At 66.0% G+C, this 22,735-nt stretch carries 15 protein-coding genes and 1 pseudogene; 6 read left to right on the top strand and 10 right to left on the bottom strand.

Going from position 1 to position 22,735, the window contains the following annotated elements:
- Window positions 1–79 precede the first annotated feature (79 nt).
- Together fusA and QUS11_09670 are read left to right on the top strand one after the other, a co-directional pair.
- Window positions 80–2,159 (top strand): annotated as a pseudogene (gene fusA, locus QUS11_09675) (elongation factor G).
- Window positions 2,160–2,207: 48 nt separating this feature from the next.
- A complete protein-coding gene (locus QUS11_09670) occupies window positions 2,208–3,011 on the top strand; it encodes a class I SAM-dependent methyltransferase (GenBank protein ID MDM7993571.1) in 804 nt (267 codons plus the stop codon).
- 28 nt (window positions 3,012–3,039) lie between these two features.
- On the opposite strand, the gene QUS11_09665 is transcribed toward QUS11_09670, so the two are convergent.
- The 4 genes from QUS11_09665 to QUS11_09650 form a co-directional block, all read right to left on the bottom strand.
- A complete protein-coding gene (locus QUS11_09665; GenBank protein ID MDM7993570.1) occupies window positions 3,040–4,536 on the bottom strand; it encodes a VCBS repeat-containing protein in 1,497 nt (498 codons plus the stop codon).
- A 119-nt stretch (window positions 4,537–4,655) separates the two neighbouring features.
- Window positions 4,656–6,260 carry a sodium:solute symporter family protein gene (locus QUS11_09660; protein MDM7993569.1) on the bottom strand — a complete coding sequence of 535 codons (1,605 nt, stop codon included), beginning with the start codon at window positions 6,258–6,260 and terminating at the stop codon, window positions 4,656–4,658.
- Window positions 6,261–6,282: 22 nt separating this feature from the next.
- A complete protein-coding gene (locus tag QUS11_09655; protein ID MDM7993568.1) occupies window positions 6,283–7,038 on the bottom strand; it encodes a hypothetical protein in 756 nt (251 codons plus the stop codon).
- A gap of 240 nt (window positions 7,039–7,278) precedes the next feature.
- A complete protein-coding gene (locus QUS11_09650; GenBank protein MDM7993567.1) occupies window positions 7,279–8,043 on the bottom strand; it encodes a hypothetical protein in 765 nt (254 codons plus the stop codon).
- A gap of 179 nt (window positions 8,044–8,222) precedes the next feature.
- Between QUS11_09650 and QUS11_09645 the strand changes: the two genes are divergently transcribed.
- Window positions 8,223–8,621, top strand: a complete 399-nt coding sequence (locus QUS11_09645) for a response regulator (GenBank protein ID MDM7993566.1) — start codon at window positions 8,223–8,225, stop codon at window positions 8,619–8,621.
- Window positions 8,611–11,652, top strand: coding sequence for an AAA family ATPase (locus tag QUS11_09640; protein ID MDM7993565.1), 3,042 nt, complete (start codon window positions 8,611–8,613; stop codon window positions 11,650–11,652). Before QUS11_09645 ends, QUS11_09640 begins: the two co-directional genes overlap by 11 nt.
- A 21-nt stretch (window positions 11,653–11,673) precedes the next feature.
- Here QUS11_09640 and QUS11_09635 read toward each other — a convergent pair whose 3' ends face one another.
- The 6 genes from QUS11_09635 to QUS11_09610 all read right to left on the bottom strand — a co-directional run bounded on the left by QUS11_09635 (window position 11,674) and on the right by QUS11_09610 (window position 19,461).
- Entirely contained in the window at window positions 11,674–12,585 is a 912-nt protein-coding gene (locus QUS11_09635) for a GyrI-like domain-containing protein (protein ID MDM7993564.1), read from the bottom strand.
- An 84-nt stretch (window positions 12,586–12,669) separates the two neighbouring features.
- On the bottom strand, window positions 12,670–15,765 hold the full coding sequence (locus QUS11_09630; GenBank protein MDM7993563.1) for a tetratricopeptide repeat protein: 3,096 nt from the start codon (window positions 15,763–15,765) through the stop codon (window positions 12,670–12,672).
- Between the two features lie 113 nt (window positions 15,766–15,878).
- Window positions 15,879–17,666 carry a carbamoyltransferase N-terminal domain-containing protein gene (locus QUS11_09625; protein ID MDM7993562.1) on the bottom strand — a complete coding sequence of 596 codons (1,788 nt, stop codon included), beginning with the start codon at window positions 17,664–17,666 and terminating at the stop codon, window positions 15,879–15,881.
- 15 nt (window positions 17,667–17,681) lie between these two features.
- The gene (locus tag QUS11_09620) at window positions 17,682–18,182 is read right to left on the bottom strand and encodes a hypothetical protein (protein MDM7993561.1); all 501 of its coding nucleotides are present in this window, start codon (window positions 18,180–18,182) and stop codon (window positions 17,682–17,684) included.
- A 13-nt stretch (window positions 18,183–18,195) separates the two neighbouring features.
- A complete protein-coding gene (locus QUS11_09615) occupies window positions 18,196–18,354 on the bottom strand; it encodes a DUF5989 family protein (GenBank protein MDM7993560.1) in 159 nt (52 codons plus the stop codon).
- A gap of 96 nt (window positions 18,355–18,450) precedes the next feature.
- Complete coding sequence (locus QUS11_09610; protein MDM7993559.1) at window positions 18,451–19,461, bottom strand: SGNH/GDSL hydrolase family protein; 1,011 nt, start codon at window positions 19,459–19,461, stop codon at window positions 18,451–18,453.
- A gap of 695 nt (window positions 19,462–20,156) precedes the next feature.
- Here QUS11_09610 and QUS11_09605 point away from each other — a divergent pair.
- Together QUS11_09605 and QUS11_09600 are read left to right on the top strand one after the other, a co-directional pair.
- Window positions 20,157–22,343: a C39 family peptidase gene (locus QUS11_09605; protein MDM7993558.1), complete on the top strand. Its 2,187-nt coding sequence runs from the start codon at window positions 20,157–20,159 to the stop codon at window positions 22,341–22,343.
- The gene (locus tag QUS11_09600; GenBank protein MDM7993557.1) at window positions 22,343–22,639 is read left to right on the top strand and encodes a hypothetical protein; all 297 of its coding nucleotides are present in this window, start codon (window positions 22,343–22,345) and stop codon (window positions 22,637–22,639) included. The genes QUS11_09605 and QUS11_09600 overlap by 1 nt, the downstream gene beginning before the upstream one ends.
- Window positions 22,640–22,735: the final 96 nt, after the last annotated feature.

Below are 22,735 nucleotides of genomic sequence, written 5' to 3'. Positions count from 1 at the left end.
AGCTCCTGACGGGGGAATTCCCTATATTGCCGCCTCTCGCCTCGAGGATTCCATTCCAGTCCCGCATGCGGAGGAAGACGTGAAGAGGGAGTTCCCGCTGGGAAACCTGCGGAACATCGGGATAATGGCCCATATCGACGCCGGAAAGACGACGGTGTCCGAGCGCATGCTGTTCTACACGGGCAAGACGCATCGCCTCGGCGAGGTCCACGACGGCAGGGCCGTGATGGACTGGATGGACCAGGAGCAGGAGCGCGGGATCACCATCACCAGCGCCGCGACGACATTCGAGTGGCGCGGCCACATGGTGAACCTGATCGACACTCCGGGACACGTCGATTTCACAGTAGAGGTGGAGCGGAGCCTCCGGATCCTCGACGGTGCCGTGGCTCTCTTCTGCGCCGCGGGAGGGGTCCAGCCCCAGTCCGAGACGGTCTGGCGCCAGGCAGAGAAGTACTCCGTCCCCAGGATCGCTTTCGTGAACAAGATGGACCGCCTGGGGGCGGACTTCTTCGGCGTGGTCCGCGCCGTGCGCGAGGAACTGGGCGCCAATGCCGTCCCCGTGGTGCTCCCGATCGGTTCCGAGGACTCCTTCAGGGGCATCGTCGACCTGGTGAAGGGCTGCGCCGTCTACTACGGGCGCGACGATTCCGGCACGACATGGCGCGAGGATTCCATACCCGGCGACATGGCCGACGAGGCCGCCCGCTGGCGCGACAGCCTGGTCGAGCATGCCAGCGAGGTGGACGAGCACCTATTCGACAAGTACTTCGCCGGAGAGGCCGTCTCCTCCGATGAGCTCACGGCGGCCCTGAGGCGCGGCACCCGCACGGGTGCGATATGCCCGGTGCTGTGCGGCAGTGCGTACCGGAACATCGGAGTGCAGAGACTTCTCGACGCGGTGGTGGACTATCTTCCCGGCCCCCTCGACCTCCCCCCGACCATCGGAACCACCCCCGGGGGCGGCGAAACCGAGCGGGTGCCGGACGATTCCGGCAGACTCTCCGCCCTGGCCTTCAAGGTCGTCACGGACAAGCACGTCGGTAAACTCGTCTACGTACGGGTGTACTCCGGAACGCTCACGGCCGGTTCGCACGTCTACAACTCCTCGCGGGACTGCATGCAGCGTGCGGGCAGGATCCTCAGGATGCACGCCGACAAGCGGGAGAGCATCGACGCCCTCTTCACCGGCGAGATCGGCGCCCTGATCGGCCTCTCCGAGACGAGCACGGGCGACACGATCTGCACCCGGGAGGATCCGATCGTCCTCGACTCGATGGAGTTCTCGGCCCCGGTGCTCAGCATGGCCGTGGCACCCGGGCGGACGTCGGAGCGCGAGCGCCTATCCGACGCACTCGCGAAGCTCGCCGACGAGGATCCGACCTTCACCGTGGCGATGGATCGCGACACTTCGGAGACGATCATCTCGGGAATGGGAGAGCTGCACCTGGAGATCCTCGTCGAGCGGCTGAAGAGGGAGTTCGGGCTCGAGGTGGCCACCTCGGCCCCCAGGGTCGCCTACCGGGAGACGATCACGACCCCGGCCGAGGTGGACGAGAGGCTGGTCAAGCAGACCGGGGGCCGCGGGCAGTTCGCCCATGTCGTCATGAGGCTCGAGCCCCTGCCCTCGGTGCGGGGCTTCGAATTCGAGAACCGCGTACAGGGCGGGAGCATCCCGAGGGAGTACATCCCCTCGGTCGAGAGGGGCATCGCCGACGCGATGGAGCGCGGCGTAATGGCCGACCACCCGGTGGTGGGAGTCAGGGCCATCCTCCTCGACGGCTCCTTCCACGAGGTGGACTCGTCGGACATGGCCTTCCGCAGATGTGCCTCGGAGGGCTTCAAGCGTGCGTTCATGAACGGCGCCCCCCAGCTCCTCGAACCTCTCATGGACGTCACGGTGACAACTCCCGAGGAGTATTCCGGGCCGGTGGCGGGAACCGTGTACAGCAAGCGCGGCAGCATCACCTCCATGGGGAGGCAGGGCAACGCGCAGGTGCTGAAGGCGCACATCCCGCTGGCGGAGATGTTCGGATACGCCACCGAGCTGCGCAACACCAGCCAGGGCCGCGCCTCCTTCACCATGCGCTTCGAGCGCTACGAGGCGGTACCCTCGCAGGTATCCGAGGAGATACTGAAGGAGCTCAGGAGCAGGCGGCGCGCCAGGGCCTGATGCCGGAACGCGCCGACGCCGGGAAGGGGGAGCAGTGGCAAGGGACTTCGAAGCCGAGCGGGTGAACCTCAGGCACTGGGACGAAGTGGCCCCCGTGCACGGGCGGGCCTACGACACCTCCGCCCTCCTCTCGGGGGGGCACCGCCTCGATCCGGTCCAGGTCGCCGAGCTCGGCGACATCCGCGGAAAGCGCCTGCTCCATCTCCAGTGCCACATCGGGACGGACACGCTGGCCCTCGCAAGGCTCGGCGCATCGGTCACCGGAGTGGATTTCTCCGGAAAGTCGCTCGAGATCGCGCGCGACCTGTCGGTGCGCACCGGCCTGCCGGCGCGCTTCATCGAGTCCCCCCTGTTCGACCTGCCGGGCGTCCTCGACGAGACCTTCGACATCGTCTACACGTCCATCGGCGTGCTCTGCTGGATCTCGGACATCGACATGTGGGGCCGGCTGGTGGCGCGATACCTCGAGCCGGGCGGGACCTTCTACATCATGGAGTCGCACCCGTTCATGAACGTCTTCGACGACGAGGCCGACGGCCTCGTGGTCAGGAACGCCTACTTCCCTTCCGGTCCGGTCGAGTGGCCGGCCGACTTCCCCGACTACGCGGACGGCAGCTATCTCACGAAGAACCCGACGCTGGAGTTCCAGTGGCCGCTTTCACGCGTCGCCGGCGCACTCGTCGACTCGGGTCTCACCATCCGCTTCCTGCACGAGTTCGACTTCATCCACTGGAAGGCCCTGCCTGCCATGATGTGCGGGGAGGACGGCATGTGGAGGCTTCCGGAGACCCTCGCCGGGATCCCGCTCATCTTCAGCCTCAGGGCCGATAAGCCCTGAGCGGCCGGGAGCGTCGGGCAGAGACCGTCTACAGGGAGAATGCGGACCCGGTCCGGAGCGTCACCGATTCGACCGTCGGGGTCGCGTTCCTGCTCGTCGATGCCAGTTCGATCCTGTATTGCAGGAAGACGGCGCCGTCGGAGAGGAGATGCGAGATGTCCGCATCCCTGCCGGAGACCTCCGTCCAGGATCCCATCCGCGTCCTGTCCGCGGAGATCCTGACCGACAGCCGGACCGAGGTCCCGGGCGGCGCGTCCCCCTCCCATGACAGGCTGGCGAATGCGGGATCGGGGCCGAGATGGACGATCGACGAGGTGAGGCTCCCTGTTTCCCCGTACTCGCCCAGGGTCGCCCAGATCAGCGATCCGTCGTCGATCGAACCCGCTGCTGCATCAGGCAGACCGTCGCCGTCGAGGTCGCCGGCCGACACGCAGGAACAGCCCGCGATCTGCGCGGCGTAGTGAGGGGCGAAGCGGCTTCCATCCCCGCAGTTCGCGAACCAGGCGACCTCCCCCGCCGATTCGGAAGAAACGACCGCATCGGTGTCCCCGTCGCCGTCGACGTCGGCCGCGGCGAGCCCGCCGGGGGCCATCGTCAGGGTCGAGATCACGGTGGAGGCGCCGCCTTCGGCGAGCGGCTTCCAGAAGACGGTGTCTTCCCAGGCGGAGCAGAAAACCAGGTCCCTCCCGCCGTCTCCGTCCATGTCGGCCGGGATCGCGCAGAGAGGTCCGCGGGCGCGGGCGACTGCCGTCCGGTCCCATCCGTCCCCGTCCATCGAGTAGAGATAGACCGTGGAATCGGAGAAGGAAGAGGCGAGCAGGCCTCCATCAGGCAGGATCTCGACCCACTGGGGCGCCGGGAGGTCTCCGTCGACCTCGATGGCTGTCCATCCAGCATCTGCGGCGTCACGATCCATAATCACGAGGCGCCCCGGCATCTCGAGGCCTGCGAGGATCTCGTCCGAGCCGTCCCCGTCGATGTCACCCGCGTCGAGAGGGAAGGGCGTGCCCGCCCCGGGATCGAGATCGTGCCTGATCCACGGCAGGCCCCCTGCGTTCTCCCACCAGGCGAGCGTCCCGTCTCCCCGGGAAGTGCCTGCGATGTCCGTGTCGCCGTCGCGGTCGATGTCGGAGGCGACGATCCGCTCGGGTCCGAAGGCTTCGGGGGTGTAGAGGGGATGGACTACGAAGGTCAGACCGCCTCCGGTGTTCTCGTAGAGGACGATCCGTCCCCGGAAGGCGCACGCGGCCAGATCGCAGTCGCCGTCCCCGTCCATGTCTGCCGCCGCGAGGGAGGAGATGCCTCCCTGGATCACATCCACGCCGTGGACCAGAGGATCACGGTCGAGGGTCAGGGCCCCCGGCGACCCCAGCCAGTCGACGCCTTCAGCGGATGCGAACCCGGAGCCGAACTCCCTGGCCGGACCCGGGACGCCGGAGCCGGTCCACTCCGTCTGTGCGAGAGTCGCACCCGGGGCCGCCGCAGCGGCCAGGAGCGTGAAAGCGAGAGACGAGAGCCTGCCCATCGAGCCTCCGATCGAACCGGTATGCCGGAAAGGACGATCCGACCGGATTCTGCAGAATGCACCCCCGGGATGCAACCCGGGCGGGAGGGGCCGATCGCCCGGCCCCTCTCCACGGCTGTTCAGATCCCCGTCGATCCCTTCACGAACTCCCTGAAGTCGTCGACAGGCCGGGCGCTCACGGCATCGAGCCTCTCCTGCGGAGGCCGCTTCGTCAGGAGGCTCACCAGGACGATGAGTATCACCGAGATCACCACGCCCGAGGCGACGTAGATGTAGCCGTACGCCCCGGCCAGCCATGCCGGCAGCACGTCGGTGTAGTAGTGCGGGAGGGCTGGATCCGCGAACTGCAGGTACTTGTACTCGTACCAGTACATCCCGACTGTGCCGACGAGACCCGCCAGAGCGGCCGTGACGACCGCAGGCAGGGTGGTCCTCCTCCAGAAGATGAAGAAGGCCGGCACCGCGATGCATGCCGAGAGCACTCCGGATGAGATGTAGTAGACGTCGCCGAGGGAGGTGCTGATCAGGGCGCAGGCCAGCGCCGCGAGGACGGACAGCACCGAGATCACCCTGGTGGTCGAGAGCCTCCTGTCGGAAGGCACTCCGCGCCTGACCTGTCCGGGCTCGACCAGGTCGTAGGCCACCGGCATGGCCGTGACCTGCGCGAACGTGTCCACGGTGGACATCTGGCAGGCCATTATCCCGACCATCATGAAGACCGCCAGGCCAATCGGCATGGTGTTTATCAGTGCCGGGATGATGCCGAGCGCGCTGCCGCCTATGGCTTCGGGAGGGACCCCGTCCACAGGCGGGAAGGCGACCAGCGAGCAGAAAGCAGAGATGCTCGGCAGGACGAGCACGAACGTCGTGATGAGGAACAGGGCGACTATCGCCCCCCTGCGGGCCTCCCTGGTGGACCTCATGGCCTGGACACGCTGGATGAGATCCTGCTCTATCAGCCATCCCGGCAGGTAGCCGATCAGGAGCAGTACGGGGAATGCCACTCCCAGGAACCACGGGTTCAGGGCATTGCCCTGCCCGGACCAGGGAGGTGCAGCCTGGCGCAGGGCGCCGATGATGTCGCCGCCGCTGGCAGACGAGGCTGCGGTCAGGGCGGTCGCGGCCAGGATGACCATGAATGCCGCGGCCAGGGCGAACTGCAGCACATCCGTCGTCACTATCGCCCTGAAGCCGCCCATGCAGGTGTAGATGGCTATCGGGACGGCGAGCAGGATCATGCAGGCCCAGGCCGGGATGCCCAGGAAGGGTGCCATCAGCGTCCCGCCCATGAAGAGCTCGGCCTGCGTCCACGCCAGGAACACGCCCGCGGAAAGAACCGCGAGCAGGGTCCTGGCGCCGGGGCCGAATCGCATCTGGATGGCCTGGGGGAGACTCACAGCGGGCAGCCTCCTCACGAAGGGCACCATCGCTATGACGATGAAGCACAGGATGAACCACGGGACGGGAAGTATCCACAGACCAGTAGTTCCGTAGAGGTAGACCTGCGACATCCCGAATCCGACCCAGCCCAGCATGAGCCAGCCGGCTGTCAGGGACATCGCGAGCCGCCACGAAGGCAGTTCCCTCTTGGCAAGCCAGTACTCGACAGTCGACAGGGGGTCGGTCTTGCTTCGGATGTGCCTCTTCACGCGGGTGAGGATCCCGACGAGGAGCATGCCGAGGATGTAGAGGACGGTTGCGATCCAGAACGGGGTGGTGCTCATGTGTATCCTCCTCCGGGCGCCGTCAGAAGTACCAGGTCGCCGACACGCCGCCCCAGGCCTGCGAGTCGTCCTCGAAGAGATCCTTGATGTCGCCGTCGAGCAGCATCGCGTAGTGTGCGGCGGGGGTCACGTACAGTGCTGATCCGACCGAGACCGGCAGGGAGGCGTTCAGGGTAAGATCGCAAGGCGCGGCTTCGGGGTACCCGTAATAGAAACCGTTGTGAAGCGAGTTGCCGTATCCCGCCGATGCCGAGAGGACGGGAGCGGAGACGCAGACGGCCCCTGAGGCCTGCCATGCTCCGGGCAGGGCCTGGGTTATGCCGACGGATGTGTAGAGTCCGTCAGCCTCCCTGATGTCTCTGTAGAGACTGATGGTCGGAGTCAGCGGGACGCCGAGAGATGTGACCAGGGACAGCTCGGCAGTCGAGTTCGAGCCGGTGTTGGGATAGGCATAGTCGCCTATTCCTGCGGAAACGCATGCAGGCCCGCACTGCCGGGTATAGCTCAGGTAGAAGTCCACCTCGGTGAACTTCATCTCCCTTTCGTCACCGCCGGGAACCTCGTTGACGTCAGTCAGCTCCATGCTACCCCAGATCCCTCCGGTGAATCCGCAACATGTCAGCCAGACCGAGGGCTGGAGCACGGACTCGTCTACGCAGTCGAGCGCTCTCCATACGTACTTGCTGTTCCAGGTGACATCGGCATAGCCCGTGATGCAGCCGGAAAAGGCCGTCGATGCGAGCACGGCTACGGTCATCATCGTAAGGTTCAGCCTCATGTGCACTCCTCTTATGGATAGGGATCTGCGACTGCGGGATGTCCGCCGTCGATCGGATTCAAGAACGGAAAAGGCCCGGGCGACCGGGCCTCCTCTACCGGGGTGCGATCCCGCCTGCGCCCGGCAGGCGGACGGAGGAGGCCGTTCATGCCTTGATGAACAGGAGTCTCACCCGCGGCCTCCTTCGAATGGTGGATGCACCTGTGGATCGGTCGAAGTTATGCGCCTTCAGCGACTGGGTCAAGCATTCCGGGGGGATGCGGGTCGGCTCGATCCGGAGGAGCGAATGAGCACTGCCGCCCCCCATGAGACGGAGAGAGTCATGACCGCGGCTCCCGCCACGCCGGCCGCCCGCGCGAAGAGCAGGTCCTTCTCGAGGCTGCCGGTTTCCGACAGGATGAAGTTCCAGTCATGGAAGCCGTATGGTGCGGTTGCGCCGGTGTTCCCTCCCAGCAGCGGAAGGGCGAGTGCCCGTGCATCGGCGATGTAGGGGGCGAGGTCGATCATGCTCTCTCCCAGCCACCACAGCGCAATGGCGGCTCCGAACGGATCCCTCGTCTTCAGGAGCAGCACCGCTGCACATGTCAGCGGGATCAGGAGCTGCATCAGGCTGCCGCCCAGCGAAGCGAGCAGGCGCGATCCACCGAGGCCGAAGAATACGTGCCCGGCTTCGTGGAAGGGGAGGTCGACCAGGTGCATGAAGGACCGCATGGCATATCCGTAACGGACTTCAACCGGTCCCAGCGTAAAGCTGCAGCCCCACACAAGCAGGATCAGCAGGAGGATTCCGCGGACATAGAGCCCCGCGGTCCCCGGAGGCTTCGCTGGTTCGAGCAGGATACGGACCATTCGAACGATGAACGACCGGCCTGCCGGACCCGGGCGCCCGTCTCCCGGTCCCGACCGGCCGCAGCCCGGGCAGGAGTCCTGGGTTTCGTCGAACTGCCCGCCGCAACCGGGACAGGTCCTCGAGGACATGGCCACCTCCATCGAAATAGTGGCCATGCGAAGGCCCGGGGTCAACCCGCCAACCGGGACGGTGTGGCCTGCGGGGCATGGCCCCCCACTCCGGCTTGTCCATATTACGGCGATGGCCCGCACGCGGCTGCGGCGGACCGCGCAACTCTCTCGCCGGAGCGGAACCTGTGCTGGGAAGGCCCGGAAGACCACCTGCGCTAAAGAGTGTGCTCCTCGTCGACGACAACGACAGGTATGCCTCGGCCATCACCCGGGATCTCGAATCCAGGGGTGCCGAAGTGGTGAGGGTAAGATCCGCCGGCGAAGGCGTTGCGGTTCTCGCCGGGCGCGGCGGTGAGTTCGACGGGATCGTCACGGACATCACGATGGAGACGCAGATATCCGGATTGAGGGTGCTGTCCGCGGCGAAGCGGATGCGCTTCGACGGGATTACCGCGACGGCATCCACGGGGCTGGATACGGGCATCGGGTTCGTCTTCAACAGGTTCATCCTCGGTACGATCTACGGTTGCCGCTATCTGATACCCAAGAGGCTCATCAAGAAGCGGAAGAAGGTCGCCTGGATAAGGATTGGCGGTTCAGGGAGGGATGAGGATGCCCGCTGAGAAGGAGTCCCCGCGCGACCCCCTGACCGGGCTTCCCGGCCGCGGGTTGCTGGACGTTCTCGATCCGCCCTTCAGGGTTCGCGGAGCAGGCGAAACGTGGTCCGTCATGCTCCTCGAGCTCCTCGACCTCGACTCGGTCAGGAGCGGGCACGGGAAGCTCATGGCCGACCAGATGCTCCAGCAGACTGCGTACATGCTGGCGCGCAACACGAAGAAGACTGACGAGCTGATGCTCCTCGAGAAGGGGTTGTTTGCCCTCGTCCTCCCATCCACGAACAGGACGCAGGCGATCAACCTGGCGCTGCGCCTGGCCGGAGGCCTGAAGCAGGAGGCCTTTCCCGGGGGCCTCACGGTCGCCTTCAACCTCGGGATAGCCGAGAGCGCGGGAGCCGACAGGGATCTGTCCGCGGTGATGGAGAAGGCCGGGAAGTCGCTGGAGATGTCGAGATCGCTCGGCTCCGGCCGCATTGCCGCATGCTCCGGAGACGATCCTGCGGCATCCGGCGGAGGGCCTTCATTCGATCATTTCGTGAACAGGGCCGAGCAGCTCTCGATGCTCAGAAACGCTCTGGATTCGTCCATCTCCGACGGTCTGGCGGTAGTGGCGGTCACCGGTCCCGCTGGCATCGGCAAGACCAGGCTCGCCGCAGAGCTGTCGCATTATGCAGGCTTCAGGGGCTGCAGGTACGCCTCCGCGAGCCTGACGACCTCGAGGTTCCACACGGGGGCCGGCATCCTGGATCTGCTCCTGCCCAGACTCCGGGGAGAGGAGGATGGGGCGCCCCTCCCCCAGACCGGCGATCCGGTGGACAGGCTTGCCGAACTCTCCTCCACGGCGCCGCTGGTCGCCATCATCGACGATCTGCAGTCGGCCGGGCCGGAGGATCTCGAACAGATAGCGTCCCTGGTCAGGCGGGCCGCCGGTTCGAGGATACTGCTGGTCCTCCTCGCGCGGACCCCCCTGCCGGGTCCTCTCGCGGGATGGCTCGAAACCCTCGGGTTGTTCATCCATGTCGGCAGGATCGATATGCCGAGGCTCTCGGACGAGAGTGCCACCGACCTCATCTGCCTCGCCATAGGCACGGCCGGAGCCGACGCCGGCGACAGGGAGCACCTGACATCCATCAGCGGAGGCAATCCGCAGAATCTCGAGGAGCTGCTCAGGAACCTCGACCTGTCGCCTTCGAATCCGGGACAGACCGACGGGGGTCACGACTTCCAGCGCATGGCGGATTACGCGGCCCGGAAGGCGGAATCAGCGGGCCCGCGCCTCGGAGGGGTCCTTTCAGCCGCATCCGTCGTCCCCTGGCACTTCACTCCCGCCGAGGCCGCCTTCATGTCGGGCATGGAACCCGGAGCGGCGGAAACCCTGTTCGGCGAAGCCGTGGACGCCGGATTCCTGACCGTTGCTCCCGCCGGATCGGACATGCCTGAAGGTGCGTACCGCTTCGCATGCGATGCGGTGAGAACGGCACTCGAGCCCTCCGGGCACGAGCGCCGGGCTCTCCTGACCCGGCTCGGCGACTTCCATTCGGCCGCGGCTCCCTCTGCCCCGCGCAACAGGCGTGCTGCCTGGGCCTACTCCCTGGGCATAGAACCGGTGATGGCCCTCGACTTCCTCCTCGACTGCGCAGATGACGCAGCCGGACGCTCGGCCGGTCTGGAGCGCGAGGAATGGCTGGGGATGTACAGGGCGGCCGCGGTCGAAATGGCCGAACCCCCTGAGGGATTCGCGCAGAAATGCCTGGAACTGGGCGGGCTCGCAAGGCGCAATGGGAGGCGGAATGCGGCGATGGAGCACTTCAGGACCGCCATCGCCCTCGTCTCGAAGCCGGAGGAGACCTGCCAGGCGCTGCACCTGCTCGGGAAGTGCCTGCTGGAGGCGGGCGACTTCGTCTCCGCCGGAGGCTGTTTCGACAGGATGAAGGACCTCCCCTCCCCCAGCCCCGAGCTCGCGATGACGAACAGGGTCGCCCTGGCCCAGCTGAAGCATTCCATGGGCTACACCGGCGAAGCCGTGGGCCTGCTCTCGGATGTGGAGGGATGGCTCGAAGGCGGCATGGAGGGTCTTGGCGGCAACCACCTCCGTTCCGAATTCCTGCGGGTCTACGGCACGATCCTTGCCGCGGACGGCGATCCGTCGAGCGGCTTCGGCATGTGCTGCGAGGCCTCGGAGATCGCGGAGAAGGCCGGCGACGCCCGCGAACAGACCAGGGCCCTCGTGGCGCTCGCGGGCATACTGTCATCGAACGGCTCCTGGGAGGAGAGATACAGGATCCTCAGGCGCGCCGACTCCATAGCAAGGACGTCGGGGGACATGGAGGGGCTCGCCGGCGTCTGGGCCGGCCTGGGCGCGGTTCACATGTCGCTCAACCAGGTCGAGATAGCCGAGGGCTTCACGGAGAAGGCGGCCAAGCTCGCCGAGATGGTCGGCTGTCCGGCTCTCGGCGTCGACTCCGAGATCATCACCGGCCTGGCGGAGCTCCACAGGGGCGAGATGGAGCCCGCTCTCAGACGCTTCAGCACGGCACTCGAGAGCGCCCACAGGCTCGGTGACGCCAGGAGCTCGCTGATCTGCAGCATGAGCGCAGCGCGGATACTCGGTGCCATGGGCAGCCATGCCCAGGCCAGGACGCTGCTGGGTTCGCTGTCGAAACTTGCCGGGCCGGCCAGGGCGGGCAGGCGCCTCCATGCCGACCTGCTCTTCTGCAGGGGCGTCGTGGAGTTCCAGGCCGGGGAGGACGAGGGGCCGGGAGCCATCGAGAAGGCTCTGTCACTGCTTTCGGAGGCCAGGTCGCTCTACACGGCCCACGACACGCTGGCGGACCTCGAGGCTGCCTGGTACGAGGCAAGGTGCATGAGGGACCTCGGCAGGGCAGCCGATTCCATGTCCCTCGCGGCGGACTCGTGCCGGCGGATCAGCAAGCTGATGGAGAGCATGGACAGTTCCTTCGTCAGAGAGGACTTCGGGCAGACCGACTTCATAATCGGCCTGCTGGTCATGTCCAGTGATTCGGGGGCCGCCGGCTAGCGGCCCCCTCCTCCATCCGGCTCAGACCCTGTCCACGGGTTCGTAGAGGTCGGTCAGGAACTCGCTCTCGTCGCTCGTGCACTCGTGCCCCTTCACGTAGATCTCGTAGCAGGGCGCGCACCTGGGCTTCAATCCGTTCGAGGGTATCCAGGAGCCCACGAGGGTGCCCCACGATGCATGCAGACCGTCGTAGGAGCCGACGTGCCGGGTGGTGGCGTGGAGCCCCCCGGGGATATCGAACGCCTTCATGTCCGAGCCTTCCTGAAGCGCGGGGAACTCCCTCACCGTCACGCATGCCTCGGATGTCAGCTCGGCGGCGGGCACCTGATCCGGATCGTCGTTGTAGATCGCGAGCCACTGGGAGTCGCGGGTGTCGACCCCGGCCGCCTTCACCGCCCTGTCGAGCCTCTCGAACGCCTCCCCGATCATGTGGTACGGCCCCACGTGCCGCACGCTGAGAACCTTCATGTCCCGGGTCGTGACCGTCTTCGCGTCCATGACGCCTGTTCCTCCCTCCACGGTGTTGAACGAAACCACTCCCTCACCCGAGTGATAGTGGTAGCCCGACGGGGAGGAGATCAGGGGTATGCTGGACCGGAGGCGTCTGAACTTCGAGGGCGGTTCGCCGAAGGACGCGAGGAACGCTCTCGTGAACGCCTGGTTGGAGTAGTAGCCCGCCCGCAGGGCGATCACCATCACGGGCTCGTCCCCCTCGAGGAGGCGGCCCGCAGCCCTCTCCAGCCTCAGCCTGCGGATGAAGCCCGAGATGGACTCTCCGACGGTCCCTGTGAACACCCTGTGGAAGTGGTACGGAGAGAAGTCGGCGACCGAGGCGATCTCGGCCAGGGTCAGGTTCCTGTCCAGCCCGGCCTCTATGTAGACCAGAACCGACAGCATCCTGTCCCTGTAGCTCGTCCTGGTGCTCTCCTTCATCCGCCTCTCCCCCCGTCGCAGGTGCTGCCGGAGCATAAGTGCTCCGGGACGGGGAGCGGTTCACATTTTTTGCTGGAGCGGCGGTCAGGCCTTGAGCCAGCCCCGGGGGAGCGGGATGGAGCCATCTGAAACGCCCTTGCGGAGGAGGAGATCCCTCAGATCCTTCAGGGCTTCCGCGGCGGAGGAGGCGATCTTCATCTCCTCGGTCAGGTCGAGAGCGGCCCTGTAGTGGCTGACGGCGGTCTCGACGGCACCCGCCTCGGCCTCCACCATCCCGAGCGAAGCGCGGGAGCTGATGCGCCCGTACGGGAACCCGACGGATTCGAACAGCCTGAGAGAGTCCTCGAGATGGAGGCGCGCCCTGTTGAGATCGCCGTCGCGCAGGAAGATGCAGCCGAGGTTCTCGAGCGAGTTGGCCTCGTTGATCTGGTTGCCGGTCTCGCGGTGGATGAGGAGGGCCTGCCTGAGCACGCGCTTGGCTCCGTCGTAGTCGCCCATCTCCATCAGGCATTTGCCGACGTTGTTCAGGATGACTCCCTGCTCACGCCTGTCGCCTGCCGCCTCCTGTATCTCGAGAGCGGCCTTGAACTTGGCGACAGCGTCCTCGAAACGTCCCTTCATCCCCTCGATTATCCCGAGCTTCACCAGGGCCTGGGCCTCGGCGCCCCTGAACCTGGTGCCCCTCACTATATCGAGCGCTCTCAGCAGGTAGGGCTGCGCCCCGGCGATGTCCCCCCCGCTGATCATGAGGCTGCCTATGTTGTTCATGATCTGGGACATGGCGTCTACGCGGCCCGCCTTCTCGAACAGGATGTACGCGCGTTCCAGGAGCGGGCGGGCCTCGGCCCGGTTCCGCGTCCACTGCAGGGCCTTCTCGGTGAGGAGGGCGCCCTCCAACTCTCCGTCACCCGCCACTGAAGCCGCGGCCAGGCCCTCCTCGCAGAGTGCCTCGGCCTCTCCGGCCCTGCCATGGAAAGCCTTGATCCTGCTCAGGATCTGGAGAGCCATCCCCGTACGCCCGGGCATCTCCAGCTCCCTGGAAAGGCTGATCTCCTCCAGGAGCGCCTCCTCGATACCCTCGAAACGCCCGGTCGAGATGAAGGATTCGCGCATGACGCGCAGCGCATCAAGCTTCAGATGGGTCTTCTCGTCGCCCTCGGGAAGCCCCTCGAGCCATTTCAGCGCACTCGAGGCCCAGGAGGACGCCACCCTGCCCTGCGACGAGGCCGAAGCCTCGAGGGCGGCGCGCACGGCCCACTTCGAGGCCTCCACGTATTCGCCCGCCCTGGACAGGTGCCTGGCGATCATGCCGGCCTCTCCGGGGCGGAGCTCCCGGGAGGACACGAGGGATTCGGCCGCGCATCGGTGGATGAGCGTCCTGTTCTGGAACAGGAGCCCGTCATAGGCTGCCTTCATCGCGAGTTCGTCGCTGGCCGTGACGGTCTCGACCCCTTCCGCCCTGTGCTGCGAGAAGATACCGAGGGAGACCAGGTCGCGAAGGTCCTCATCTGGATGTGCCTGACCCAGCCTGGAGGCGGTGCGCTCGTAGAGCCCGACGGAGAACTCGAACCCCAGGACGGCGGATATCTGCAGAGCCTTTCTCAGTCTAGAAGGGAGCCTGTCCACCCTGGACCTCACCGCCCCCGACAGCGAGGAAGGTATCCTTCCCTCCTCGGGAGAGGACCGCAGGAGCCACCCGCCTCCGGTCTCCTCCATCACTCCGGTCTCTATGAGGTCGAGGAGGATCTCCCGGGCGAAGCGGGGGTTGCCGCCGGCGCGCCTCACGACGAACCGCCTGAGATCCGGCGAGAGCTCTTCACAGGTGTCGTATTCGAGCATGGAGGCAAGGATGGCGCACAGGTCCCTCTCGGGCATCGACCCGATCTCCATCCTGCACGGCGCAGCATAGTTCTCGTGCACCGACGGGCGGGATCCGTCCGACTCGTCGGCCGTCCGTCCCGCCAGCAGCACCGTCATGGGCGCCGGGGTGTCGCAGTTCGCCAGGGTGAACTCGAGGGCGTCCAGCGATGAGTGGTCGATCCACTGGCAGTCGTCGACCACGAGCAGCACTTCGCCCGAAGCGCGCGCCACCGCCTGGATGTAGTCCCTGACGGCCTGGTTCATCTCCTTCTGCGTCATCGACCGGTCAGCCCCGCCCGAGGGCCTGCCGCGCATCCGGGCAGCGAGTTCCGACGGATCCGGGGCGCCCCCGGGCTGGGAGGAGACCTGGCCGGCGAGAAGCGAGATCCAGTAGGAGAACGGCCTGGCCCCGAACGGGAACACCCTGCCTTCGAGGACGGCGATCCCGGGCCTCTCCCTGACCAGGATGGAGGTGAACTCGCGCAGGAGGCGGCTCTTGCCCGAGCCGGCATCGCCCGAGAGCCTGCAGATCCTGTGGCGGGGACCTCCCCTGGGATTCAGGGGGGGATCGAGGGGCGAGGCGAGAAACTCAGTAAATGCGGATATTTCACGGGCCCTGCCCGAGATCGAGGGTTCGGGGAGGCGCGAGGCCTTCCGCATGCGGGCGGCCTGAAGCCTGCCGGGGCCTGCGATCCGGAATGTCCTGACCGGCTTCACCCTCCCGCGGATCATCATCTCCCCGAGGTCCTCCCACTCGAACAGGTCGCCGCATTCCTCGCGGACCCGCGCCGTGGCCAGCGCGGTTCCGGTCTCGGCCGCCTGTTCGAGGCGGGAGGCTACGTTGACCTCGTCGCCGAGGGCGGTGAGATGCCCGGACGGGTCGGGAGCCACGGTCACCGGCCCGAAGTTCAGGCCGACCCTTCCGGAGATGCTGAAGCCGTGCTTCTCCATCACGGAGTTGATCTCCTTGAGGGTCTCTATGAGCCTGAGCGAGCAGGCGACGGCTCTCGCGCAGTCGTTGTCGCGGCAGACCGTTGCGCCGAAGAGAGCCATCATCCTGTCGCCCTCGAACTTGTCGACCACGCCTCCGCTGGACTCGACTTCGAAGGAGAGGGCGCGCATGACGCCGTTCGATATCCTGTGGAGCGCCTCGTGGTCCATGTTCTCGGAGAGGGCCGTGAAACCGGTGAGGTCGAGGAAGAGCACCGCCACCTCGCGCCTCTCGCCCGGAACGAGCTGGAGAGCGGGCTCACGGCCGGCCTCGTGAGTACCGAACTTCTCGAGGTCGCGGCCGAGCATGTCCACCCAGTTCTCTGCCATTCCCCTCCAGCGGGCAGGTCACGCGGTGGCGGAAGATAGACGATAGATACTAATCGAGCGGATTGCCGGGGTCTAGCCCGTAAAGCGGCCGTCGAGCGCCCCCGGGACCGTGCTCATTTCGAGACCCAGAAGCCGCCCATCGCGAGGTTGTCTATGCCGCTCGCCATGAAGGTCCTTATGGCGTCGGAGGGGCTGCTCACGATAGGTTCGCCGCGCAGGTTGAAGCTGGTGTTCACGATCACCCTCGCTCCGGTCGCCTCGCCGAACCGCCGGATGACCTCGCTGTAGCGGGGATTCCACTCCCGCCGAACGGTCTGCAGCCTCCCGGTGCCCATGTGGTTGACTGCAGGGGCGAGGTCGGCGTGCTCCTCCCTCCAAGGGTGGACAGTGAGCATGAACCGCGCCGGGTAGTTCAGCTTCGACCCGTCGAAACCCTCGAAGTACAGCGGGGCGTCCTCCTCGGCCAGGACGGGCGCGAACGGGCGGAACGGCTCCCTGAACTTGATCTTGCGGTTGATCGTATCCTTCATTGCCGCATCGCGCGGGTCGGCGAGGATCGAGCGGTTGCCGAGGGCCCTGGGGCCCCACTCGAACCTCCCCTGGTGGAAGCCGACCACCGCTCCGCCCAGCATCGCGTCCACCGTACGGTCGACGAGCGCATCCTCCTCCAGGGCCTCGAAGGGCAGCCCGGACTCCCTCAGGGCAAGGTTCGTCTCTGCATCGGAATAGTCTGCCCCCCAGTAGGCGTTCTCCATCACGAAGGCCCCGTGCCTGCCGAAGATCACCTGCCAGGCATAGAGCGCCGCGCCCAGCGCACCCCCCGCATCGCCGGCGGCGGGCTGGATGAACACCTCGTCGAAACCGGCCTCCCTCTGCACCAGCCCGTTCGCCACGGAGTTGAGCGCCACGCCCCCGGCCATGCACAGAGTCCTCGCGCCGGTGTCCTCCCTGAGCTTCCTTGCGAGCCCGAGGATCAGCTCCTCGGTCACCTTCTGGATGCTCGCCGCTATGTCGGCGTACTTCTGGCTCGACTTCACGGCCGGATCGGAGGGGCTCGCCCTGCCCGGGTCGGTCATCGTGGTGACGAAGGGCGCCTCCGGGCTGCGCGGTTCCCCGAGGAGGCCCTCGAGCTTCCGCGAGAAGCTCCTCTCGGCCGACCTGTGGTACTCGAAGTAGTCCATGTCCAGGGTGAAGCTGCCGTCGCCGTGGACCTTCACGATCCTGTCGAGGATGGCGTCGCGGTACCTGGGCTCCCCGTACGGGGCCATGCCCATGACCTTGTACTCGCCTTCGTTGACCTGGAAGCCGAGGAACGCGGTGAACGCGGAGTAGAGGAGGCCTATGGAATGGGGGAACCTGTGCTCCCTGTCGAGCCTGATCCAGCTCCCGCACCCCGCCGAGCGCGAGTTCCTGCCGATGCCCGATGCCGTCGTGGTCCACTCCCCCACGCCGTCCAGGGTCAGCAGGGCGGAGTCCTCGTCGTGGAACGGGCTCGAGAAGAGGGCGCTGGCGGCATGGGCGACGTGGTGGTCGACGAACATGATGCGGGACGGGTCGACGCCCAACTCCCGCTGGATGTGGGACTTCACCCACAGCTTCTGGTCGAACCAGTTGACCATGGCTTCTGAGAAGCTGGTCCTCGACCCCGGGAAGGTGGCGAGGGACGTCGTGAGGATCCTCTCGAACTTCACCAGCGGCTTCTCGTAGAAGACCACGCAGTCGAGGTCGCGGGCCTCGATCCCCGCGCGGGAGAGGCAGAAGGAGATGGCCCGTCGCGGGAATCCCTCGTCGTTCTTCATCCTGCTGAAGCGCTCCTCCTGGGCGGCGGCGACGAGCCTCCCGTCGGACAGGAGGGCCGCGGCGGAGTCGTGGTAGTAGCAGCTGATCCCCAGGATGTTCACGGTTCGCCCCTCATCTCAGTACTGCCGCAGGCATTCGTCACCCGTGCGGCTCGACTGCGGCCTTGCGACCCAGCCGGTATCGGTCGCGGTTCGTCTTCCGAGCGGATCGCCGCCGAGGCGGAGCAGGACGGCGAAGGGGGCGAATACCGTGAAGTAGAAGAACCCGAGGAGCACGCGGCCCTGGAAGCCGCCCATCCTGCGGGCGAACCGCTTCCAGGCCGGCCATGCCATTCGGGCTGGACCGGCAGCCTCCGCAGCCTCCCTCCTTGCAGCCGGGTATTTCGATCTGTGGAGCAGGCAGGAGGCGCTTCCGCACAGGAAGCCCGACAGGAACGAGACGCCGGCTGCGGCGAGGCGGCCGGGGTCGTAGCCGGGGGCGAAGAGCAGGGCGCACCAGAGGATGGGGATGCCGGCGAGGTCCGCGGCATGAGGCACCGGAAGCCTCCTGCCTGCCCACGCGGCGGCACCCGCCGACCAGCCCGCGAGCCCCAGGAGAACCGACAACAGTGCGATCACGGAATCCGCCCGGCTAGAACAGGGTGTAGATGAAGGGCGCCACGGCGGAGCCCTGGGCGAATATGAGGAGCCCCGCGACCAGCAGCAGCACGATCACCATCGGTATCATCCAGTAGAGCTTCCTGCTCCATAGGAATGCCAGGAGCTCGCCGACGATCCCCAGGCGCGACATCAACCCGCCACCGGCCAAAAGAACCTCCAAGAAAGACAGGCTTAGCTAAGACCTCGCGGGGCTTCCTGTCAAGATGTGCAGGGCTGAAGCTAGCCCTCAGTGTGTGGCCGGTTCCCCGGCGGGCTCGCGGAAGAGCGAGTCAGGGATGGTGCCATCGGACACCAGCGAGGCGATCATCGCCTCGACCACGATTCTGTTCCCTTCGGCGTTGATGTGGCAGAAGTCGCCGAATTCGAAGAGCTCGTCCGGGGAACCATCGAGGCACCCGGAGATGTCCGTGAAGCCGGGGATGGAGTCCTCGAGCGCCGAAGCTTTCGAATAGGTCGATTCGAGAAGGGAGGAAAGGTCTCCGGTCTCCATCTCTTCTGCGACGTTACGTTCAGTGGAGGAAAGGATCCTTGTTCCCTCTCCGCTTCCGAGGTAGGGCTGCCAGAAGAAGGCGCTCGCAAAACCGTAATCATCTCCCAGGGCTCTGACGATCCCGCAGTTTGCGGAATAGACCGAGACGATCTCATCGGAGAGCCAGTCGATATCCGCTCCTGCATCTCCTCCGCTCCAGGCCGGGATGGTGTCGGATTCCGCTCCGTGGAGAAGAGTCTCCCGTGCGAGACTCAGAAGGTTGCTCCTGCTCGAGAGTGATTCCCAGAACGAGACTGTTTCTACGATCCCGGCATATCTGCGCGCAATGTCGTCCAGGTTCTGATGAACTCCCGGAATCCCCGACTGAAGTGCTGCAAAGGTGTCGTTGATGCCGTCGTAGAAGACGACGAGGTCGGGTCTCCGTCCATCCTGAAGCTGCAGCATGAGTTCGATGAGTTCCTGCGTGCTGACGTACGCCTGCTGGCCGAAGTTGACGACACGGACAGGCACCGACATCGAAGAAGAGAGTCGCTTCTGCATTATGGACGGGATCGTGAGGCTGTCCGGCACGCCCCATCCGATCATCGTAGAACCACCGAACATGAAGACCTCGTAGGCACCGGGATCCTCCGATGCGCCGGTGACCACTCTCCTACACTCGGAATCTATCGTGAAGTCGACCTGCGAGTGAGGGACTTCCCGCCATGTCACATACGGTGCGTAGTTCGCGCTGAGCAGATCGAGCATCTTCGCGTGAGGATCGCTCCTATCACCGGACCGGTCAGCCGATGACCTCGCTCTAAACATATAGAAGCCTGTCGCAGCAAACTCGAGCATGACAAGGAGAATGAGGGTATTCAACAGGACGACTGCGGCGGCCCTGTAAACGCGGCCAGGGTTTCTTAGTATGGAACAAGCGATGAGCAGGAGTCCAAAGAGAGCGATGATGATCTGCCCGCGACCAATGCCGGGGCTGCTGAAACCGGCAGCATCCGCGTAAAAAGCGACTGCTACTGACAGAGATCCCACTACAGCAGCAGCCGTTCTGGCCGTTCTCGATCCAGTGGATCCGCCCATCGAGAGTTCCCCTGTCGTTGAACGGGTGTGCTGATGACGGCTTGATCGTATGAATCAACGATCCCCTAGAGGGCCCGTCAATGGTCGGGGTCTCGGGCATAAGTGACGGGTTTCTTGCTCCAGGAGCATACCGTCCCCCCGACTACCCGGACGGGTGAACCAGACTTGCCGAACACCCTGTCACGGTCTTGCAGCGGAATCGGCCGATACGTAGAATGATCTGCCAGACACGGGAGATGCGAAGGCGTGATACCTTTGGGATATTTCAAGTACACCGGCGGAACGGAATGATCGGAGCAATTCTTCTCACATCCGTTCTCATTTCGGGCGGCGGGAATATCGCAACCCGGTCCGATCCCGCGGGGATGACCGTGGTCCAGGATGCGGGCGGCGGGATGATCCTTCTCACGACCGGCACCGGAAGGGGCCTGGCGGTGTGGGACGGCTCGTCCTTCGAGGTCCTCTCGACGGAACCCGGGGCGGGCCGGAACGCCTTCCTGCTGCGGGACGCAGTCCTGTTCAAGGAGTGCGCCGAAGGATCGCAGCGGATAGTCGCAATCTCGGACGGTAGGCGGGAAGTTCTCGTCGAACGGGACATCGCATGCGGCCCGTTCCCCGCCCCGTCCGGGTTCCTCTATTCCGACGCCGATGGGCTCCACGTCATCGGTTCCGACTTCGTGGAGACCGGCCTCCTTCCGGATGCCGCGCTCTGTCCCTCGGCCTGCCTCGATGATGCCGGTTCCCTCTGGTTCGTGGACCCCGAGGGCGGGCTCCTCGCCGCCAGACCCGGCTGCAGTCAGGAGATCGTCCTGGAAGGCGCCGCCGGCGTGCAGTCGTGTCCGGGGGTGGTCCTCGCGAGGATGATCGACGGATCCGCGAGACTGCTGGACCCGGCAACCCGCAGGGTCGCCGCGACCATCGAGGACGCTCTGCTGCCGCGTCTCCTGCCCGACGGGTCGGTCCTCTACACCAGACTCCTCCCCGACGGAGCCTCGGAGTGCCGCGCCTTCACTGCAGGCGGCGGAGACGTCGCGATCTCGCTCCGGGGCGTCCCGGCGTCCAGGCCGGCGATGGTCCCGGGGCTGGGGCCGGTCTGGACCGACACGCAGTCGGGCCTGCCGGCCGGGCCCGGCATGGAGCGTCCGATACCGGCCTTCCCGGCGATGGACGATGCCGCGCCTGAAGGGAGCTCCGCCCCCGAGGCCGAGATCGACGTGCCGTGGATGCACCAGCGCTGGGACACTCCCGATTCGTTCAACGGCTCGTGGTCGTGCGGCCCCTCCTCGTGCATGATGGCCTCGCAGTACTACGACAGGCTGACTCCCGACTCCATCTGGTGCTCCTCCCCGTCGCCCGGCCACTGGAGTTCCTGGGGGCGCTACATCCCCGAGGAGTACACCTTCCTCGGATACACCTACGACATTCCCGGCCTCTCGCCCGGCGACATCTGGGTCGAAGGAGCCCACGGGTTCATCTGCCGTGACGCCGGGGGAGCCTACTGGTCCTACATGAGGCTGTTCCTCGAGCAGACCGGGCTCTATTCCGAGTGGGCCGGCACCTCCTGGGGCACGCTGACTTCCGAGCTGGAGTCGTCGTGGCCTGTGGTCTGCTCGAGCACCATCGACTACTCCGGCGGCTCCTACGGGCACATCATCCTGTTCACCGGCTACTACGCCGACCGCACCGTCGTGGTCAACGACCCCTACGGAGACGCGAACCTGACGGGATGGGGGCAGAGCTGGCGGTATCCGAACGGCAAGGCCTGCCTCTACGACTGGCCGGGATACAACAACGGGCACCTCGAGATAGGGGCCGTGAACCAGCTCATCCTGGCCAGGCACGACGTCAGGGTCGAGCCCGACACCCTGGTGGACGACAACTCGCTCGGCTTCGGCAAGCGGGGCCCGTGCCGGTTCTGGCACGAGGAGGACTCGGGCTGGGACGGGGGCTTCTGGTGGACCTGGGCCACGGCCTCGCCGCCCGACACCTGCTTCGCGAAATGGAAGCCAGTGCTGCCCTGGCCGGGCGAGTACGAGGTCTGCGTCTACATCCCGGCCTATTATGCCTCGGCTACCGGCATCTACAGGCTGTCGACACCCTCCGGAACAGTGACGGTGCCTCTGGATCAGGGCTCGTACTCAGGCGAGTGGGCTTCCCTGGGCACCTTCCCGCTGCAGCCAGGCGATTCCCTCTACCTGGGCGACTGGAACGGCCAGGGCGGGGAGAGGCTGGCCTTCGATGCGGCCCGTTTCCATCCCCTCGGACTCTCCTCCGGTCCGGGGGCCGGGGCGGACGGTGTCCTCCGGATCGCGAACCCCTGCACAGGGTCGATCGGGTTCACGCTGCTTCACCCGTCGCTCCCCTCGAGCCCCTCGGTCGTGGTGCTGGCGGACATCTCGGGAAGGACCGTGGGCTCGTGCACGGTGCCTCCCGGGTCGAGCGCGGGCTCTCTGGGCGGGGACATGCCGGCGGGCATCTACTTCGCGGTGATAGTGGAGGGAGCCGGGCAGGGCGCCTCGGCTCCGGCGGTCTTCCTCGGAGGAGGCTACTGATGGCGGATTCCGGAGTCGGCACGACGGTGGATCAGCGCGACGGACCCCTCTCGACGGCCGAGTTCTTCACGATGATCCTGCTCCTGGGCGTGCCGGTCCTGAATCTGGTCCTGCTGGTGATCTGGTCGTTCGGGTCGGGCACGAACCTCAACAGGCGCAACCTGTCGAGGGCCATGCTGATCCTCACCGTGATCCTGGCCGTGGTCTGGGTGATCTCGTTCGCGCTGGGGCTGACCCTGATCGGGAGCAACCCGGAGATGGAGCGGCTGCTGGAGGATTTCCTGGCGGGGATCTGACGGATTGAGCCGGAAGCGGGAGGGGGGGCCGGCCCGCCCCCCCCCCTCAAAATACCGGCACGCACATCCCTGTTGTTTTTATATTAGGTGGAAACC

Source organism: Candidatus Fermentibacter sp. (assembly GCA_030373045.1).
Taxonomy (GTDB): domain Bacteria; phylum Fermentibacterota; class Fermentibacteria; order Fermentibacterales; family Fermentibacteraceae; genus Fermentibacter.
The sequence above is the reverse complement of the archived record's forward strand: the minus strand, read 5'-3'. Positions and strand labels throughout refer to the sequence as shown.

Coding starts and splice junctions, on each gene's coding strand:
- QUS11_09665 (MDM7993570.1), bottom strand. CDS start 4,536: ATGGGCAGGCTCTCGTCTCTCGCTTTCACGCTCCTGGCCGCTGCGGCG.
- QUS11_09660 (MDM7993569.1), bottom strand. CDS start 6,260: ATGAGCACCACCCCGTTCTGGATCGCAACCGTCCTCTACATCCTCGGC.
- QUS11_09655 (MDM7993568.1), bottom strand. CDS start 7,038: ATGAGGCTGAACCTTACGATGATGACCGTAGCCGTGCTCGCATCGACG.
- QUS11_09650 (MDM7993567.1), bottom strand. CDS start 8,043: ATGGCCACTATTTCGATGGAGGTGGCCATGTCCTCGAGGACCTGTCCC.
- QUS11_09640 (MDM7993565.1), top strand. CDS start 8,611: ATGCCCGCTGAGAAGGAGTCCCCGCGCGACCCCCTGACCGGGCTTCCC.
- QUS11_09635 (MDM7993564.1), bottom strand. CDS start 12,585: ATGAAGGAGAGCACCAGGACGAGCTACAGGGACAGGATGCTGTCGGTT.
- QUS11_09630 (MDM7993563.1), bottom strand. CDS start 15,765: ATGGCAGAGAACTGGGTGGACATGCTCGGCCGCGACCTCGAGAAGTTC.
- QUS11_09615 (MDM7993560.1), bottom strand. CDS start 18,354: ATGTCGCGCCTGGGGATCGTCGGCGAGCTCCTGGCATTCCTATGGAGC.
- QUS11_09610 (MDM7993559.1), bottom strand. CDS start 19,461: ATGCTCGATCTGCTCAGCGCGAACTACGCACCGTATGTGACATGGCGG.
- QUS11_09605 (MDM7993558.1), top strand. CDS start 20,157: ATGACCGTGGTCCAGGATGCGGGCGGCGGGATGATCCTTCTCACGACC.
- QUS11_09600 (MDM7993557.1), top strand. CDS start 22,343: ATGGCGGATTCCGGAGTCGGCACGACGGTGGATCAGCGCGACGGACCC.